Annotated in this window: 20 protein-coding genes; 7 read left to right on the top strand and 13 right to left on the bottom strand. The window is 37.4% G+C overall.

Annotated elements, in window-relative coordinates; all coding sequences use genetic code 11:
- Positions 1-15: 15 nt before the first annotated feature.
- Positions 16-366 (bottom strand): type II toxin-antitoxin system PemK/MazF family toxin, encoded by a 351-nt coding sequence (locus FJR37_RS13675; protein ID WP_027401056.1) that lies wholly within the window; start codon positions 364-366, stop codon positions 16-18.
- Positions 363-638 carry a ribbon-helix-helix domain-containing protein gene (locus FJR37_RS13670; protein WP_039200340.1) on the bottom strand — a complete coding sequence of 92 codons (276 nt, stop codon included), beginning with the start codon at positions 636-638 and terminating at the stop codon, positions 363-365. The genes FJR37_RS13675 and FJR37_RS13670 overlap by 4 nt, the downstream gene beginning before the upstream one ends.
- 214 nt (positions 639-852) lie before the next feature.
- On the opposite strand from FJR37_RS13670, the gene ispG reads away from it, so the two are divergent.
- A complete protein-coding gene (ispG, locus tag FJR37_RS13665; RefSeq protein ID WP_039200350.1) occupies positions 853-2,079 on the top strand; it encodes a (E)-4-hydroxy-3-methylbut-2-enyl-diphosphate synthase in 1,227 nt (408 codons plus the stop codon).
- Positions 2,080-2,345: 266 nt separating this feature from the next.
- On the opposite strand, the gene FJR37_RS13660 is transcribed toward ispG, so the two are convergent.
- Together FJR37_RS13660 and FJR37_RS13655 are read right to left on the bottom strand one after the other, a co-directional pair.
- The gene (locus FJR37_RS13660; protein ID WP_168466256.1) at positions 2,346-3,449 is read right to left on the bottom strand and encodes an aromatic ring-hydroxylating dioxygenase subunit alpha; all 1,104 of its coding nucleotides are present in this window, start codon (positions 3,447-3,449) and stop codon (positions 2,346-2,348) included.
- A gap of 150 nt (positions 3,450-3,599) precedes the next feature.
- Positions 3,600-5,861 carry a heavy metal translocating P-type ATPase gene (locus FJR37_RS13655; protein WP_168466255.1) on the bottom strand — a complete coding sequence of 754 codons (2,262 nt, stop codon included), beginning with the start codon at positions 5,859-5,861 and terminating at the stop codon, positions 3,600-3,602.
- 152 nt (positions 5,862-6,013) lie between these two features.
- Here FJR37_RS13655 and FJR37_RS13650 point away from each other — a divergent pair, with 152 nt between their 5' ends.
- Positions 6,014-6,934 (top strand): histone deacetylase, encoded by a 921-nt coding sequence (locus tag FJR37_RS13650; RefSeq protein WP_039200337.1) that lies wholly within the window; start codon positions 6,014-6,016, stop codon positions 6,932-6,934.
- Positions 6,935-7,332: 398 nt separating this feature from the next.
- Positions 7,333-7,470, top strand: a complete 138-nt coding sequence (locus tag FJR37_RS13645) for a hypothetical protein (RefSeq protein ID WP_027401062.1) — start codon at positions 7,333-7,335, stop codon at positions 7,468-7,470.
- 150 nt (positions 7,471-7,620) lie between these two features.
- On the opposite strand, the gene FJR37_RS13640 is transcribed toward FJR37_RS13645, so the two are convergent.
- From FJR37_RS13640 to rpmI, 6 genes are all read right to left on the bottom strand, one after another.
- A complete protein-coding gene (locus FJR37_RS13640) occupies positions 7,621-8,589 on the bottom strand; it encodes a DUF4351 domain-containing protein (protein ID WP_168466254.1) in 969 nt (322 codons plus the stop codon).
- 78 nt (positions 8,590-8,667) lie between these two features.
- Positions 8,668-8,811, bottom strand: coding sequence for a hypothetical protein (locus tag FJR37_RS13635; RefSeq protein ID WP_168466249.1), 144 nt, complete (start codon positions 8,809-8,811; stop codon positions 8,668-8,670).
- Positions 8,812-9,087: 276 nt separating this feature from the next.
- Complete coding sequence (locus tag FJR37_RS13630) at positions 9,088-9,612, bottom strand: tetratricopeptide repeat protein (protein WP_168466253.1); 525 nt, start codon at positions 9,610-9,612, stop codon at positions 9,088-9,090.
- Positions 9,613-9,685: 73 nt separating this feature from the next.
- Positions 9,686-10,468 carry a transporter substrate-binding domain-containing protein gene (locus tag FJR37_RS13625; protein WP_168466252.1) on the bottom strand — a complete coding sequence of 261 codons (783 nt, stop codon included), beginning with the start codon at positions 10,466-10,468 and terminating at the stop codon, positions 9,686-9,688.
- Between the two features lie 110 nt (positions 10,469-10,578).
- Complete coding sequence (gene rplT / locus FJR37_RS13620) at positions 10,579-10,935, bottom strand: 50S ribosomal protein L20 (RefSeq protein WP_015079973.1); 357 nt, start codon at positions 10,933-10,935, stop codon at positions 10,579-10,581.
- A gap of 20 nt (positions 10,936-10,955) precedes the next feature.
- On the bottom strand, positions 10,956-11,153 hold the full coding sequence (rpmI, locus tag FJR37_RS13615; RefSeq protein WP_015079972.1) for a 50S ribosomal protein L35: 198 nt from the start codon (positions 11,151-11,153) through the stop codon (positions 10,956-10,958).
- Between the two features lie 645 nt (positions 11,154-11,798).
- Between rpmI and FJR37_RS13610 the strand changes: the two genes are divergently transcribed.
- Complete coding sequence (locus FJR37_RS13610) at positions 11,799-13,121, top strand: serine/threonine-protein kinase (protein ID WP_254434578.1); 1,323 nt, start codon at positions 11,799-11,801, stop codon at positions 13,119-13,121.
- Between the two features lie 217 nt (positions 13,122-13,338).
- On the opposite strand, the gene FJR37_RS13605 is transcribed toward FJR37_RS13610, so the two are convergent.
- Positions 13,339-13,704, bottom strand: a complete 366-nt coding sequence (locus tag FJR37_RS13605; RefSeq protein WP_052149768.1) for a four helix bundle protein — start codon at positions 13,702-13,704, stop codon at positions 13,339-13,341.
- 213 nt (positions 13,705-13,917) lie between these two features.
- Here FJR37_RS13605 and FJR37_RS13600 point away from each other — a divergent pair, with 213 nt between their 5' ends.
- The 3 genes from FJR37_RS13600 (at position 13,918) to FJR37_RS26495 (ending at position 14,749) form a co-directional block, all read left to right on the top strand.
- Positions 13,918-14,184 carry a type II toxin-antitoxin system ParD family antitoxin gene (locus FJR37_RS13600; protein WP_168466251.1) on the top strand — a complete coding sequence of 89 codons (267 nt, stop codon included), beginning with the start codon at positions 13,918-13,920 and terminating at the stop codon, positions 14,182-14,184.
- 140 nt (positions 14,185-14,324) lie between these two features.
- A complete protein-coding gene (locus FJR37_RS26995) occupies positions 14,325-14,474 on the top strand; it encodes a type II toxin-antitoxin system RelE/ParE family toxin (protein ID WP_235334730.1) in 150 nt (49 codons plus the stop codon).
- A gap of 128 nt (positions 14,475-14,602) precedes the next feature.
- Positions 14,603-14,749, top strand: a complete 147-nt coding sequence (locus tag FJR37_RS26495; protein WP_160289918.1) for a hypothetical protein — start codon at positions 14,603-14,605, stop codon at positions 14,747-14,749.
- Between the two features lie 199 nt (positions 14,750-14,948).
- Here the strand turns inward: FJR37_RS26495 and FJR37_RS13590 are convergent, their stop codons facing one another.
- Positions 14,949-15,785 carry an Rpn family recombination-promoting nuclease/putative transposase gene (locus FJR37_RS13590; protein ID WP_039200329.1) on the bottom strand — a complete coding sequence of 279 codons (837 nt, stop codon included), beginning with the start codon at positions 15,783-15,785 and terminating at the stop codon, positions 14,949-14,951.
- Positions 15,786-15,810: 25 nt separating this feature from the next.
- Positions 15,811-16,671 (bottom strand): Rpn family recombination-promoting nuclease/putative transposase, encoded by an 861-nt coding sequence (locus tag FJR37_RS13585; protein ID WP_168466250.1) that lies wholly within the window; start codon positions 16,669-16,671, stop codon positions 15,811-15,813.
- Positions 16,672-17,526 lie beyond the last annotated feature (855 nt).

The following is a 17,526-nucleotide window of genomic DNA, read 5'->3' as shown; positions in this document are numbered from 1 at the left end:
CCCTATTAAATCAAGTTATTCACATCCTGGCAAATCTAACGCAATTAATAACGCTTGCTCTAGATGTGCCATCACCACATCAGAAAGAATTCCTCTTAAACGCAAAAAGCGAGTTTTAGATAATACCCGCACCTGATCCGCCATAGCGATCGAGTCTTTCTTTAATCCACCATCTGGGGACAAAATCAAAACTTGAGTAGGGTAAACTCGCTTCCCATCTTGATAGGTGGTACAAGGTACTGCTAAAACTACAGGGCTGGATAGATTAATCACATCACGACTCACAATAATCACGGGACGAGTTCCTCCCTGTTCCGAGCCTTCAGTCATTTCTAGACGTGCATCATACACCTCACCCCTTCTCATCTTGGAGCTTCCCCTAACTGCAACGCCTCCCACTGCGCCGTAGCAAATTCTACCTCTAGTTTTAATACCTCTGCCTGATAATCTGGATCATTAGCCATTTCCGCTAATGCGGCATCAATTTCAGACCGCTTCTGTAAGGCTAATTCTCTTCGTAAAGCTTGAGCGACAAAATCATTCCGACTCTTAGCCTTTCCTTCCAAAACCGCCTTGTCTGTAGCTTCTAGGAGTTCTCTAGGAATGGTTAGCGTCGTGCGAACGGTTTCTGTTTTCATAGAGCGTTCATTTTTTGATGACTGAAGTGATGTCTTATATCATATCGTTTTACGCATCATCCAAAATTAAAAATTCAGTTATTGGTGAAATCCTTGCCTCTTGCCACCTACTTTTCCACTTTATCACCTAAAATAACCTCAATTGTGGCAATCTGAGAAGTATAACCCCTGGCAATCTGATATTTTAGCTACAGAAAATCTACCTGTTGAGATTATGCAAACTCTGCCGACTTTGGAAATTACCAACACTGAATCTAGTCAACCAGCCTTTGATACCACCATCAAACGCCGCAAAACCCGCCCTGTAAAAGTGGGGGATGTCACCATTGGGGGTGGATACCCGGTGGTGGTACAGTCTATGATTAATGAAGATACTCTGGATATTGATGGTTCTGTCGCGGGTATTCGTCGTCTTCATGAAATAGGCTGCGAAATTGTTCGTGTCACTGTTCCTAGTCTCGGACACGCTAAAGCACTGGCGGAAATTAAACAACAATTAATCAAAACTTACCGAGATGTGCCAATTGTTGCCGATGTCCATCACAATGGCATGAAAATCGCCTTGGAAGTCGCCAAACATATTGAAAAGGTGCGAATTAATCCGGGTTTATATGTATTTGAAAAACCTAATACCAGTCGCACTGAATACACAAAAGCTGAATTTGACGAAATTGGCGAAAAAATCCGCGAAACCTTAGCACCACTGGTAATTTCCTTGCGTGATCAAGGTAAGGCTATGCGAATCGGTGTAAATCATGGTTCTTTGGCGGAAAGAATGCTATTTACCTATGGTGATACTCCCGAAGGTATGGTGGAATCTGCTATAGAATTTATTCGCATTTGTGAATCTTTGGATTTTCATAATGTGGTAATTTCTATGAAAGCCTCACGAGTGCCTGTCATGGTGGCTGCATATCGTCTCATGGCTAAACGCATGGATGATTTGGGTATGGATTATCCTTTGCACCTGGGGGTGACGGAAGCAGGTGATGGTGAATATGGCAGAATTAAATCTACAGCCGGTATTGCCACATTATTAGCTGATGGCATTGGTGATACAATCCGCGTGTCTTTAACAGAAGCACCAGAAAAGGAAATTCCTGTTTGTTACAGCATTCTGCAAGCTTTAGGTTTGCGGAAAACAATGGTTGAGTATGTCGCTTGTCCTTCCTGTGGACGGACTTTATTTAATTTGGAGGAAGTGCTGCACGTAGTTAGAGAGGCTACGAAACATTTAACAGGTTTAGATATTGCTGTAATGGGTTGTATTGTGAATGGACCCGGAGAAATGGCTGATGCTGACTATGGTTATGTTGGCAAAACTCCCGGTTATATTTCTTTATATCGTGGTCGGGAAGAAATTAAAAAAGTCCCAGAATCACAAGGTGTAGAGGAATTAATTAATCTCATTAAAACTGATGGACGTTGGGTAGAACCGTAATTGTTAAGACTTTTACAAGAAAGGGAACAGGGAACAGGGAACGGGGAACAGGGAAGGGGGAACGGAGAATGGGGAATAGGGAACGAAGAACTGGAATGGGGAATGGGGAATGGGGAACGGGTAAGAAACTAACCGTGAAACATGAAAATTAGTATGTATTTATACGATTTTAAAAATTCTTAGTCGTTATACTTGTATCTAGGTTCTACCTGGGAATTGATGAAGTGGCAAGTCCACTTCATTTTTATTGTCAAAATATCGGGTTTTTAGTCATTAACTAATTCATCGCGCCATTTTTCCCGTTTTTCTCTTTCTTCCCGCACTTCTTCCTCTCGTTCCCGCGATCGCACTAATAACCAACTTTCCCAGGTTAGGGGTTTTTGTCGTTCTAAATGGTTAATAAATTGGATGATTGATAAATCCGCTTTCAGGGGAGTTTTTAAGTCAAATTGCATGGTTGGTAAAATTATATCATTAGTTTTGAGTAGGCGATCGCTAATTGTTTTCCCTACCCATAACATCAATTTATTAATTAATTTTCCTAATATCCCTTTCCGTTTTTTAGACATTAATAGGGTCTGACCTTCAGTTTTCCCCCCTGGTAATATCCGAGTTGTAAATATTATATGTAGCTGGGTAGACTCATTAGTAAAGGAAACTATACTTGTCGTTCCATACCAATAACAAACACTATAATTAAGAGAATTTTTAAACAACCGCCGATAAAGATTTAGCCAGAATGACTTGCCATTAATATTTGTAATAGTGCTAAAAATAATCGCATTTTGATTGAGTTCTTGTTTCTCCAAAACCATTTTTAATGGTAATTTATGAACCAGATTAATTTGTTGAGTATCAATAGTTTGAATAAGTAAGATATGAGGATGACAATTAATACTAAATTGCGAACCGAGAGAAAAATCAAAGTCTTGGTTTTCCCAATCTAAAACAAAAGGTAAAGATTGTTGTGGAATTTCCCCAGTCCAAACCCAAATCATCCCATATTGTTCGGCTACTGGCCAAGTTTTGGCTTTCAGAGATACAGGTTCATCTAAATTAGGAATATCCACACAAATACCTTCGGCATCAAATTTCCACCGATGTAAAACACAGCGTAATTCATTACCCTCAATTTTACCTTCAGCTAAACTTGTACCCATGTGCGGACAATAAGCATCTAGGATAACTGCACGTCTATCTTTACCACGATATACGACTAAATCCTTCCCAAGAATTGTCACAGCTTTGACATCACCTACCAGTAAAGATTGAGAAGGTAACACCCAATACCAACCTTCAACAAAACTGGCTGATTTGTTGAAGATTTTAGGTTTACGAACTGAGTTGAAATTATCTATATTGGTGTTCATTTTTAGGGTTTCACTTGCAGTGAAGCGGTTAATCTATTCCTATCATGAACAACTCAGAAAAACAGTTATTTTCAGTACCGTCTTAACTATGATTTGTGTGATTAGTTTGATTGAGATGATTAATTAATTGCTAGAGATTACTTTTGCTTTTTACCTAACTCCTGGTTGAAAGTTACGCAATCTTAAAGCATTACTGACTACAGAAACTGAAGAAAATGCCATTGCTGCACCGGCAATAATCGGGTTAAGTAACCAACCAAAGAAGGGATAGAGAATACCCGCAGCAATGGGAATACCAATGATATTATAAATAAAAGCAAAGAAGAGATTTTGGCGGATATTGTTGATAGTGGCGCGACTGAGTTGAATGGCTGTCACTATGGCTTGTAAATCTCCAGAAATTAAAGTAATATCACTAGCAGCGATCGCCACATCTGTTCCTGTCCCAATGGCAATTCCCACATCAGCTTGTGCTAATGCCGGCGCATCATTAATTCCATCTCCTACCATAGCCACAATTTGAAATTTGTTCCCTACTTTTCTTTGCTGTAATGATTTAATCATCGCGGCTTTTTGGTCTGGACGCACTTGGGCAAAAACTTGATTGATACCAACTTGATCAGCAATTGTTTGGGCAGTTTGTTGATTATCACCTGTTAATATTACCACTTCTAACCCTAATTCTTGCAAAGCTTTAACTGCTGTTAATGATGAAGGTTTAAGGGCATCAGCAATAGCCATAATTGCTTCTAAATTACCATTTACTGCTAACCAAATTACTGTTTTTCCTTCACCTTCCCAATGGCTTTGATGGGGTTTTAAAATATCTGTATCAATTCCTAATTCTGTAAACCAGCGTTGTGTGCCAACTTGTACTAAGTTATCATATACAACTCCTTGAACACCACTACCAACAATAGCTAAAAAATTCTTGACATCAGCTAAACTCACAGCTTGACTTATCGTATATTTCACCACTGCTTCCCCCAAAGGATGTTCAGAATTTTGTTCTACACTGGCAGCTAATTTTAATAACTGAAGTTCATTCCCATTGGCTGTACCTTTAATAGTCACAAAATCTGTAACTGTGGGTTTACCTTGAGTTAAAGTTCCAGTTTTATCGAGAACAATCGTATTTATTTTATGTGCTAATTCTAAACTTTCAGCACTTTTAATTAAAATCCCATTTTCTGCCCCTTTGCCAGTTCCTACCATCACAGAAGTAGGAGTAGCTAAACCCAAAGCGCAGGGACAAGCAATAATTAAAACTCCCACCATTGTCATCATTGCTAAAGTAAAATTACCTGTAATACTAAACCAGATGATAAAAGTAAAAATTGCGATCGCAATTACAGATGGCACAAACCACCCAGTTACTTGATCTGCTAACCTTTGAATCGGTGCTTTTGAACCTTGTGCTTCTTGGACTAACTTGACAATTTGCGCTAAAAAAGTATCCTTACCCACCCGCGTTGCCTTAAACTTAAAACTACCAGTTTTATTAATTGTTGCCCCAATTACCTCATCGCCTAGTTGTTTTCTCACGGCTACACTTTCACCAGTCACCATTGCCTCATCTACGGTAGAATTACCATCAACTACCTTCCCATCTACAGGAATTTTTTCACCAGGACGAACTAAAATTAGATCATTAACTATTACTTCATCAATGGGAACATCCATTTCTGAACCACCTCGGATGACTCTAGCTGTTTTTGCTTGCATTCCCATCAATTTGTGAATAGCTTCCGAAGTTTTTCCCCTAGCACGATGTTCTAAAAATCGTCCTAACAAAATCAAAGTTACAACCATCGCTGCAACTTCATAATAAACATGAATTTCTAAGCCTTGGGAAATAAATAAATCAGGAAAAAGCGTCACAAATAAAGAATAGAAGTAAGCCGTACCCGTTCCCAAAGCAATCAAAGTATCCATTGTCGCAGTGCGGCGTTTTAAAGACTTCCAAGCATTACGGAAAAAAGATCCCCCACACCAAAACTCCACAGGTGTTGTTAATGCTAATTGCAACCAAGGATGATGAAGAACTTTAGGAACAAAAGGTAAATGTAATCCCGTCATCATCGGTAAAGAACCAAAAAACAGAATAATACTAATTACAACCCCAGTTCTTAACTTGAGAATAAGTTCCTGTTCTGCTGCTAATTTACTCGCTGTTGCTGCTGTATCTTCACCTTCTACATCTAACTGAAAGGATGAATAACCAGCATCTGCGATCGCAGCTTGAATTTCTGCTATATTTGTTTGTTGAGGTTCATAACTAATAGTTACCTGTTCTGCACCAAAATTAACATGACAATCAATAATTCCAGCAACGGCTAAAATTGCCCGTTCAACATTATTAGCGCAAGCAGCGCAACTCATACCTTTAAGTTTAAGACTCAGAGTATTCATATCACCTCTTGTAATTATCCTTCAGATCCCCGACTTCTTTGAGAAGTCGGGGATCTATATGTCTATACTTTACCTATTGGTGTAATATATCATTTTAATAAGTTTCTTGACTTCCAACTAACTTACATTTCAGATTTTGGGTATAGAAATATATGTTACAAGTTATTTATTCTGACGAATTTTTAGATCACAAAACGGGAATCTACCACCCAGAAAAACCAGCCAGATTGACAGCGATAGTTGATGCTTTAAAAACTGCACATTTTGCCGAAGAAATCACATGGAAACTACCTACACCAGTCATATTAAAACCATCTTTAATGTCTTGGATAGAAAAGGTTCATCCTACAACCTATATTAACAAAGTAAAAGATATCGCTGCCTCCGGTGGAGGTTATTTAGACGGGGATACTCCCATTTCTCCCCGCAGTTATGATGTGGCGTTATTGGCGGTTAGTGCTTGGTTAGATGGAGTTGATATAGTTCTTAATACAGCAGATAAATCTTTTATATTAGCGCGTCCACCCGGACATCATGCAGTAAGTGACACAGGTATGGGATTTTGTTTATTTTCTAACGCCGCCATAGCAGCTTTTTATGCTTTGCAACAACCTGGAGTTAAGCGCGTTGCTATTCTAGATTGGGACGTACATCACGGAAACGGGACAGAAGCAATAGTAGAAACTCACTCAGAAATTGCTTATATTTCTCTCCACCAATATCCAGCTTATCCCGGTACAGGGAAAGCTTCTCAACAAGGTTCACATCATAATGTGTTAAATTTACCTGTCCCTCCTGGTAGTGATATTACTGTCTATCAACCCCTGTGGGAAAGGAAAATTCTCCCGTTTTTAAGCAATTTTCAGCCAGATTTATTGATTGTGAGCGCTGGTTATGATGCTAATGCCAATGATCCTTTAGCCGGTGTGAATTTGCAACCAGAAGATTTTGGTTTATTTACAGAATACTGTTTAGGTATAACCAAAAAAATTATGTTTGGTTTAGAAGGTGGTTATGATTTACCAAGTCTGGCTGAATCAGTAATTGCTACTATTCAAACTTGTATAAATTAGTTTCTTTTGGGAATTTATCTTCCAAAAAATAAATTACCCAGATAAACGTTAGCGAAGCGTGGCGTTAGCCGTACTAATCCAGACACAGAGGACACGGAGCAATGAGAGTTTGAGAGATTTTTTGCGTTAAGTGGTTGAGTGTTTTTATTTGGAAGTCCTCAAAACTCTTGAGATGCTTCGTTTCGTTTCGCTATGGCTAACGCCACGCTCCGCGAACGCTACACTCAGCATGACAAAACAGGATCATTTATTTTGTGGCTTACTCTAATAAAACTTTGTCATCATGTCATGAAAGAGCTAAAGTTTTGTTAAGATACAATTACTGGGAATTCAGCCACCTGGCTGTGAAGAAAAATTAGATAGTACCAGTAGCTGTATACAGTTCAGAAGGTGAACAAATGACCACCTATATTTTTTTTGACCAAGCCCTCAAGATGCTTACCATTGCCTTTTTAGCAGCACCAATCATGCTAATCGCCGCTTCGAGTATAGGGTTAGCAGTGATTGAAACCATTGAAAAAACAGGAGACAGTTAAAACCACGCTTCAAAGTAGGGACAGGGCTTAAAAAGTTTAATTTTAACAGTATATCCGAAATTTTATCTACAACCTGCCCCTACCATAGACATATCACTGAACTTCTAACCCTATAAAACGCTGAAATGGTTAATCAGTCATATTTTTAATTTAAATCTGGAGATTATTTAACCAATTTTGTAAATCCTCTACTGTAGATAAATCAAAGATTGATTCTCCTAAAAGTTCAATAATTTCTACATTTAAGTTTCTAATTTGTGCTTCTAATTTAGCATCAATTTTTCCTAGCTTGCGATTAACTTGACGGATAATTAAATTTTTTTCTCGTTCAATACCTCGTTCAATACCTCGTTCAATACCTCGTTCAATACCTTGTTCAATACCTTGTTCAATACCTCGTTCCATCCAGCTAGTTACTATTTGCATAACTTCCTCTTGTTCTTCTGGTATTAGTGAACCTAATTCTGTTTTAAATTTCTCTTCTTCTATTTGATTCAGTCTTAAATAACTATCAATAAACCCTGATATTAACTGCATTTTAGCAGGATTTAGTTTTAAGGTGACTAACAACCTTAAACATTCTGCCTTTACTTTTGGTCTGTCTGTTACTGCTATACTCATTTTTGACATTAAAGCAGATGCAACTGGGTTTTGACTATTTAAAAAATCTCGCCAATTTAATTGGTTGAGTTGGATGACTCGATAATTAAATTTTAGCACTTCAAAGTCAGGAAAATTAATTTGATAGTTATTGACTGCTACAGTTTTTGGTGAATCATAAGAAAATATCACAATAGGATAAATAGGTAAGTCGAATTTTTCCTGTAATCTGGCAAAATATCGAAACATTCGTTGATTGAATTTGGGACGTGAACCTGATTCTGCTTCAATGTGAATGAGGAAGTAAGCAGGTTTTTCAAGAAATTTCACTTTAGCGATTAAATCTGTTGCATACTTGTCTCCTGCGGTGACATCGGTGAATATTTCCTTGTCTAATAATATGATAGAGTTGGTGTCTAGATATTGGAGAATTTCGGGAAAGAATAGTTCTATAAATTCTAGAAAAAATGTGGATATCAGTTCTTTAAATAATCGATCATGGTCTATGGTTTCAGTCATATTCTTATTCATTAAAAAGGTTTATTTGCAGTTATTCACTCCCCCCCCTCTAAAATTATCGAAACCCTTGATCTCTCGTTAAAGATAGGGGGGAGTGTGAACAGTTACGTTTATTTGTGTTTGTTTCACTTCCATTTGTTTTTCGGCAGATTTCAAAACTTCTAAACTGAGAAGAATATCTAAACGTTTTTGTGCTGCCTTTAATAATAAGTAGGTGAACACAATAAAACCAAACTGTGTAAAGAAACGTAAAATTGCTGAAAACTTCTTTACTCTTGCCTCTTGCCTTGCTATAACGACAATTTTCAACGCCAACCTACTTAGGAACGCAAATTTAATAACCTGCAATTCTGATGTAACCTGGAATGGTGCGTTACGCTGTCGCTAACACACCCTACTTTTGCACCTTATTTAATTCACATTCCTTAGTAGAGGCAGAGCCTCTGTAATAGCATTCCCAGTCAGAGACTGGGAACGAGATATAGTAGGGGTTTGAGCTTAGATAGAAACTAAGCGACGTAAGGATTCAGCCCGACGTTTAGCAACGATGTTATTGGGTGCTAATTTTAGTGTTGCTTCATACATTTCTAAGGCTTGAGCATTCAATTTTTTCTTTTCGTAAGCGTGTCCGAGATTATTTAAAGCTGATACATAGTCTGGGTTCAATTTTATGGCTTCTTTGTACTGACGAATTGCTAAGTCATATTGCTCTTGAGCAAAGTAAACATATCCCAATCCGTTATAAATAGGAGCAATGGATTCTTCTCCTTCTTCTTCGGCTGCTTTGAGAGATTTTTGAAATAGGGGTATGGCTTGACTAAATACTTTTTTTTCTGAGTAGATACTGGCTAATTCATAATATTCTTGAGCCGTACCTTTTTCTTTTGTTAATTTGTTTTTTAACTTGTTCAAGGAGCCTTCAAGTTTTCGGGTTTTGAATACTTGACGAAAAACACTCACCCCAGCAAATGCAAGTAAACCAACAAAAAGTGACAGATAAATGATGACTAAATTGCTATCCATTTTCTACAAATACAAATTATTAAAATACTCTATCTATTATCAGTTATTAGGTTGTGTATTTCTCACTAAATTACTACAATCCCCAGTATTCTATCCGTTCTTTTAGCCAACCTGTAACTGTATAACGAGCGATCGCTTCATTCACGTTACGTCTTAATTCATCATATTGTGATCCTTTTGGCATCACTACAGATAGCGGCTCTGCTGATAATTTAGTTGCCAGTATGCGATATTGAGGATGTGCTTGCACCCAACCACTAAGAATACTAAGATCCGCCGCAAAACCATCTACCTGATTACTTTCTATTTTCTCCCACCCTTGAGCATAGGAATCTACACTGACCAACTCAGCAGATGGTGTAAAATACTTTAAGTATCCAACAGTGCTAGAGTTGTTGAGAACGGCTATTTTCCCTTTGTCTATATCTTTTAATTCTTGAATAGATGTATTTTTTGTAACTATTCCTGCGCCGTCATAATAGTAAGGAACACTGAAGCTAACGATGCGAGAACGTGATTCTGTGGCTGTGACTCCAGCGATCGCTAAATCAACTTGCTGATTAAATACTAATGGTAAGCGATCGCTATTGGCTACCGGTTGCAATTTCACAGCATCAGCTTTACCCAACAAATCACTGGCCAAACGTTTGGCTAAATCAATCTCTAACCCTTGTAAATTGCCCTTGTCATCTCTGAATCCCAAAGGACGAAGATTATCCTTAACTGCCATATTTAAATAGCCTCGCTGCTGAATTTCCGCCATTGTTGCGGCAGATGCAGTTAAATTTCCACTGGGAAAAGACAGCCAAAAAATCAAAGATAGGGTAGCGGATAATACCAGATGTAACTTATTCATAATCGCTCTGCGTTTTACTCCAATTAAAAATGCCAAAAAGTTTCTTGATTTTTAATTTTCAATTCTCCGAAGTGCCATCTGTTACATCCGTTATTCATCCGTTGCCACCTTTATCCGTTAACCGAGTTAGCGAGTTCGGCAATTTTAGCGAAGCTTGCAGGATCAAGAATTGCCAATTGTGCCAACATTTTGCGGTTTAGTTCCACATTGGCCTTTTTCAAATTACCAATCAAACGGCTATAGCTCAAACCGTGTTGTCTAGAAGCTGCGTTAATCCGCGCTATCCACAGACGGCGAAAATCACGCTTCTTCTTTTTGCGATCGCGGTAAGCACTTCTTAGTGCCTTCATTACCTGTTGGTTAGCGGTTCTAAACAAAGTGGAGTGAGAACCACGAAAGCCTTTAGCTAATTTGAGAATTTTATTGCGGCGTTTACGAGCTACATTACCGCGTTTTACCCGAGTCATATCTTATTACCTGTGATTTTTTACAAATATGGAAGCATTAAACGCACGTTAGGTTCGTCTCGTTCATGAACAATTGCCATTTTAGACATATTGCTCTTTTTGCTAGAGGATTTATGCTCTAACAAGTGGTTTTTGAACGGTTTACGGCGGACGATTTTACCGGTACCGGTGACGCGGAATCTCTTCGCCGCAGCCTTGCGAGTCTTTAATTTAGGCATGGGATGGCTTTAATTCAACACAATCTACTATTATATATGAGAAAAGGCAAATTGTATGTCCCCTTGGCAAGGATTCCCAAGATATCGCAATTATCTTCAAAATATATTACTTCAAGACTTGACAAGACGAAAATTTGGTTTACTCTAATGTTATGAGTAGAAATCTGTCCGCGCATATATAGTAAACTTTTGGATTGTCTGAAGTAGGTTGGCGTTGAAAATTGTCGTTATGGCAAGGCAAAAGGCAAGAGGCAAGAGGCAAGAGTGAAGAGGGTTTGGGCTATTTTACGTTTCTTTACACAGTTTGGTTTTATTGTGTTCACCTACTAATCAGGATTTACAGGATGTTGGTTTGCGGTGGAGATTTTTGATTTTCACTTTTTCCATGATTCTTCATGTCAAGACTTGACAAGATGGAAAATTTGGTTTACTCTAATGTTATGAGTAGAAATCTGTCCGCGCATATATAGTAAATTTTTCCACTATCAACATCATTATTTTCATTCATCTTCAAAAAATCCAGTACATTATTGTCATCCTCGACATCCTGATTCAGACAATTAAACGCAGATGAACGCAGATAAACGCGGATGTTATACTAATTTTTAATTTCTCTCCCAATCCTTAAATCCTGATTCTGACAATATGCAATCTTGGACACCTAACACCCCACTACAGAACGGGCAGTATATCATTAAAAGAGCGATCGGTGGCGGTGGCTTTGGTGAAACCTATCTTGCAGAAGATACAGAAGAAAACAGGTTGGTTGTGATAAAAACCCTCAACCGCGAACAACGAGAAAAACCAGACTTTGCGGACAGACAAAGGAAGTTTAGAAAAGAAGCCTTAGATTTATCAAAATGCTATCATCCCCATATTGTCCAAGTTTACGACAATTTTCCCGAAGATGGACTTTGGGCTATTGTGATGGAACACATTGACGGTGATGATTTAGCAGCTTATGTGGAAAACTACACGACTGAAAATGGTTACTTGTCAGAAACCGAAGCTTTGCGCTACATTGACCAAATCGGACAGGCTTTAGAATGTGTTCACGAACGGAAACTTTTACACCGAGATGTGAAACCCAATAATATTTTGTTGCGACGGGAAAGCAAAGAAGCAGTATTAATTGATTTTGGGTTAGCGCGGGAATTTCAACCTGGTCAAATCAGAAGCATGACTGCGATGATAACCCAAGGTTATGCACCCATAGAACAATATGAACGACGGGGAGATTTTGGTTATTATACAGATGTTTATGCTTTAGCTGCGACATTGTACACTTTATTAACGAATAGAGTTCCCATTCCTGCTAATTATCGCGCTGAGGAAGATGTCAAGTTATCACCACCGCAAAAATTTAATCAGAAAATTAGTGATAAGGTAAATGCTGCTATTCTCAAAGGGATGGAGTTAGAACCAGTCAACCGTCCCCAAACAGTGCGGGAGTTTCGGGAGTTATTGGGTTTAATAAACCAAGAAGTACAATTAAAATCATCCTGTGGAATGGACTATAGGAAACTGCGTGACTACCTCGCACAAGGGAAATGGAAGGAAGCAGACGGAGAAACAAGACGGGTAATGTTAGCTGTTGCGAAGCGGGAAAAGGAAGGTCGGTTAGATGTTAAAGATATTGATAATTTTCCCTGTGAAGACCTTCGCACTATTGACCAGTTGTGGGTAAAATACAGTGATGGGAAATTTGGGTTTTCTGTGCAGAAACGCATTTATCAAGGTTTAGGTGGAACGAGAGAACTTAACCGGGACATCTGGGAGAAGTTCGGGGACAAGGTAGGATGGAGAAAAGGAGGAGAGTGGTTGTACTACACAGCTATTACTTTTGACAAGAAAGCACCCGAAGGCCACCTCCCGGTGAGACGACTTGGGGAAGAATGGGAAGAGACGAGGTTTGCAATGAGGTTTATCTCTTCTGTCGCGTCGAGACTTGTAAACTGTAATATTTAAGGGTTACAGAAAATTATTAAGTCAGAATCAGGATATCCAGGATTTAAGGATTTACAGGATGTTAGTTTGCATCTGAAAATCCCCGACTTCTGGGATAATTAATGTGATAAATGAGAAGATTGTTAAAAGTTGTCGGGGATCTGAAATTCTCAATTGTCAGAATCAGGACACCCTTCGGGAAGTCAAAAGTCAAAAGTCAAAAGTCAAAAACAAGAAATTAATTGTTTTTCATCTTTCCTTTAGTTGTGACAATTGACTTAGCAATAATTCTCATCAACTGTTCACATTCATCAACCATATCTGCTATTTTTTCACTAGGAACAATTTCCGATTTCACTAACAACTTTAACCAATACTTTGTTTCTCTTGCTTCTTTCAGTGCAATAGATTGTTTACTAACAAAATCCTTATCGCTTTCAGCACTACGCGATTCTTCAATATTAGCACCTATAGATGTACCTGATCTAAATAATTGAGCAGCTAATAATCTTGGAGTTCCCGGTTGTTTATCCAGATAAGAACACAACTTTGTAATTCTGACAGCAAATTCAAAAGTTCTTTCATTTATGGGTGCATAATTCATGATCATCAAAAATTAAAACCTTTAATGAATAATACATCAATTATGTTTGACTTTTGACTTTTGACTTCCCGAAGGGCGGTCATCAAAATTTCAAACTTTTAATTAAGTATACTTAATTTTTGACTTTTGACTTTTGACTTTTGACTTCCCGAAGGGCGTTCTGATTCTGACAATTACGTTTATAATGAAAATTATCAGTTATAGGAAATAGCAATGAATATTACCCTAAAACCAGAACAAGAACAGTTTATTCAAAACCAGTTAGCTCAAGGGAGATTTCCTAATGCTGAAGCCGTAATTAATCAAGCTCTACAACTTTTACAAGAAAAACAAGGAGAATATGAAGACTGGGTAGAAGACGTGAGAGTTAAAGTTAATGAAGCCGCAGTAGAATTAGAACGAGGGGAAGGAGTTCCTTTAGAAAAAGTTGTTGAACAGATACAGGCAAAATTTCGTCATGCGCGAGAGGAGAAAGAATGAATCAATGTTTGATTTCACCTCTAGCAATTCGAGATTTAGATAGCATTTCTGAATACTTTTTAAACAGAAATATTGAAACTGGAGAAATGCTTTTTCAAGATTTCACAAAAAATTGTGAAAAATTACTGCTATTTCCTTAAATGGGACGCAGTTACGAATATATAAGACAGGGAATGCGTGGACTTCCTTTAAATGGTTACATCATTTTTTATCAATTGGTTGATAATAATGTGGAAATTCCCAGAATTGTAAATGGTCGTCAAGATTTAGAAGCGTTATTCGCAGAATAGATAAGTAGTGAGACAGAATTAATTACACAATGTCATTGTCATTGCGTAAGCGTTGCGTAGCGTTAGCCATATGGAACGAAGTGAAATGAAGCAATTCCAAGGGTTGTGATTGCTTCCCTTCGCTCGCAATGACTGTAAATATTTTTTTCCAATTACTTAGTTTATTAACTGAGAATTTTGATCATCACACAAATAATATCCAAAAAGTTCCCACATCACAAAAATCCTCACATCCAAAAAACCTCAACACCAACCAACATCCTGTAAATCTTTAAATCCTGAATATCCTGATTCAGACAAATAAAAATCACCAAATCCCCACCAAAAATCATCCAATCACATCCTGCAAATCCTCAAATCCTGGAAATCCTGATTCAGACAAATAAAAATCACCAAATCCCCACCAAAAATCATCCAATCACATCCTGAAAATCCTCAAATCCTGGAAATCCTGATTCAGACAATTAAATAAACTTACTTGTCTATCTCAGATTCTAACCATGTTTCCAAGTCATTAATATCTGTAAAATCTAATAATGCTTCTCCCAACTTTTCCAGTTGTTCTATGTTCAAACTGTTGATATTTTCGATGTAAATATCTTTTAATTTTCCAAACCTTTTTGATAACTGACGTATCAATAAGATCATCTCACCATCTTGTCTACCTTCCTGCTTTGCTTCTTGATATACTCTTGTTTGCTTAATATCACTCACTAAAAACATTGCTTCTATCTCCTGACGGCTTAATTGTGAAAATTTGGACAATAAAACAGTCTCCAACAATTCTATAATACCTTGTTTTTCTCTGTCATTCTCAACTTCTGTCTTAGTCCTTGCCATGAGGGTTTTAACTAATTCCGGTGCTTGTGCTTCCTGACTGACAATTAACTCAATTAACCCCATACCAATTGAACCCGGTGGTAATTCATCTAAATAAATTCGTTTAATTCTCCCACTATTAATCAATTCCTGTTGATAAGCAGTCAATTCTCCTACATCTAAACTCCGTTTCGCAAATAAAGCCACTGCTTGCCAATCTTGTACAGGTTTAAATTGATTGAGATAAATATTGATTTCGGCGATTAATTCCCAGTAAAAATCTGGTTTTGGTTGAAATTGCACTTCTACAAAATAGATGGGTTTTTCTAGACTATCTGCCATAAAAATTCCATCAAATCGAAATGCCTTTTCTTTCACTTCCACAGAAGTAAATTTATAATCTGTGGCATTTTCTGTAGGTTCTCCTAGAATTTCAAATAATAGAGTGTGAAAAGTGAGGAAGATTTGGTAGAATATCGTGTCTGTGTGCATTATTCCTGATTTTGAAATTTCTTAATTACTTGGTTGTCTCAGATTTTAACCATGTTTCCAAGTCATTAATATCTGTAAAATCTAATAATGCTTCTCCCAACTTTTCCAGTTGTTCTATATTTAAACTGTTGATATTTTCGATGTAAATATCTTTCAATTTTCCAAATCTTTTTGATAACTGGCGTATTAATAAAATCAGCTCACCATTCTGCCTACCTTCTTCTCTACCTTCCTGTCTACCTTCCTGCTTTGCTTCTTGATATACTCTTGTTTGCTTAATATCACTCACTAAAAACATTGCTTCTATCTCCTGACGGCTTAATTGTGAAAATTTGGACAATAAAACAGTCTCCAACAATTCTATAATACCTTGTTTTTCTCTGTCATTCTCAACTTCTGTCTTAGTCCTTGCCATGAGGGTTTTAACTAATTCCGGTGCTTGTGCTTCCTGACTGACAATTAACTCAATTAACCCCATACCAATTGAACCCGGTGGTAATTCATCTAAATAAATTCGTTTAATTCTCCCACTATTAATCAATTCCTGTTGATAAGCTGTTAATTCTCCTACATCTAAACTCCGTTTCGCAAATAACGCTACCCCTTGCCAATCTTGTACAGGTTTAAATTGATTGAGATAAATATTGATTTCGGCGATTAATTCCCAGTAAAAATCTGGTTTGGGTTGAAATTGCACTTCTACAAAATAGATGGGTTTTTCCACACTATCTGCTATAAAAATTCCATCAAATCGAAATGCTTTTTCTTTCACTTCCACAGAGGTAAATTGATAATCTTTGGCATTTTCTGTGGGTTCACCCAAAATTTCAAATAATAGAGTGTGAAAAGTGAGGAAGATTTGGTAGAATATCGTGTCTGTGTGCATTATTCCTGATTTTGAAATTTCTTAATTACTTATTTATCTGCTGATTTTACCCATCTTTCCCAGTTTTACATCTACTGTAATTGCATCTTCATCCTGAGATACAAGATAACGTTTTGGTATTTTGGTTATGAGAACAAATTTTATTTTCTTATTTCCCTGCTTCTGGGATTTATTTGGGAAATTATGATCTTGATAAATAAAAACCTTATATATATGGGCGCACACTTCTCCACATATACCATAAGCATACCCAAAACTCAGAACACTGTCAACCCCCCAAGCTGAAATTACCAAAACTCGTTACATTATTGATAAAATTCTCAATAATAATGAAAATAAACCCCCAATAATTGAGAAAGTGCTTTTTTGCCAAAATCCCATACAAATAACTTATATCCTGACGTAAGGAAACCCAACATGATGAAAATTTAATTGGCTGGATTTGTTGGGTTGCCTTATCACTTAGCCCAACCTTGTATCTTAGAGGTATGTTAGAAGAAGTGGTAGACCGTCCCAACCTGGGTCAGAAAAGACCGCTTTGTAGCAAGGATCACCACAACAATCTCCATGACAGAACTCGAACAGTCGCCTGGGGTAAAAACTATGAACAAAGACATAGATAATATAGCCCGTATCGTGCAAGGATGAGTGAAATCAAGGGGATGAATAAAAACAAAACAAATTAAAAAGAAGTAATTGAAATTGGAGAGTTAAAAATGGATTATATCTCCCAATGGGTAGGCATTGACGTAAGTAAAGCAACACTTGATGTTTATATCCGTCCAATGGGTAAAGCATTTCAATTTGCTAATACTGAAACAGAAATAGCTAATCTAGTTAAGCAACTTCAATCTA

The sequence above is a fragment of the Aphanizomenon sp. UHCC 0183 genome, assembly GCF_009712065.1.
In the GTDB taxonomy this organism is placed as follows: domain Bacteria; phylum Cyanobacteriota; class Cyanobacteriia; order Cyanobacteriales; family Nostocaceae; genus Dolichospermum; species Dolichospermum heterosporum.
Note: the sequence above shows the minus strand (reverse complement) of the source record. Positions and strands in the feature narration are given on the sequence as shown.